The organism is Bartonella sp. MU37NMGALS, assembly GCF_042194015.1.
GTDB lineage: Bacteria > Pseudomonadota > Alphaproteobacteria > Rhizobiales > Rhizobiaceae > Bartonella > Bartonella grahamii.
On sequence record NZ_JBHIML010000156.1, the window covers coordinates 1 to 564 of the forward strand.

Consider the following 564-nt stretch of genomic DNA (forward strand, 5'->3'; position numbering starts at 1 on the left):
TTAGTTTCTTATGATGTGCTTACGCAAATCAAACAATTAATAAACATCACTCAAACAGAAGAAGAAAAAGTGCTTGAGTATGCACAAGTCGACAGACTTGAAGATCTTCCTGATGAAGTAGCACAAAGGATTTTGGATATTTTGCAAAAGAGACAGCATGAAAAAGAACAAGCTTTCCTACAACAAAAGCAAATAGAGGCGCCTATACAAGATGCCGAATATATTCACGTCCAAGATATAGAATATGTACCACAAGAACAAAGAACGGCGGTGTGATATGGAACAAAGAACAGCAGAATGGTTTCAAGCGCGCTTGGGTAAAGTCACCGCATCAAACATTTACAGCGTACTCAGTAAAACTACAAAAGGATTGCCTACGAGCAAATATGAAGACTACAAAATCAAACTCATAACAGAGCGCTTAACAGGCGAAACAAGCCCCTATTATGAAACTGAAGATATGAGATGGGGTATTGAGCATGAAGATGATGCCTTGAGAGAATATGGCTTCATTTATGATGCCGATATAACAAAATGCGGCTTTATCCAACACCCCACAATAGA

The 564-nt window shown here is 38.5% G+C and carries 1 protein-coding gene and 1 pseudogene; both read left to right on the forward strand.

Annotated elements, in window-relative coordinates:
* Positions 1-276 (forward strand): annotated as a pseudogene (locus ACFIJP_RS09670) (recombinase); the annotation flags it as partial.
* A gap of 1 nt (position 277) precedes the next feature.
* Positions 278-564 (forward strand): YqaJ viral recombinase family protein (locus ACFIJP_RS09675; RefSeq protein WP_375627216.1); only part of this gene is annotated, 287 nt, incomplete at its 3' end.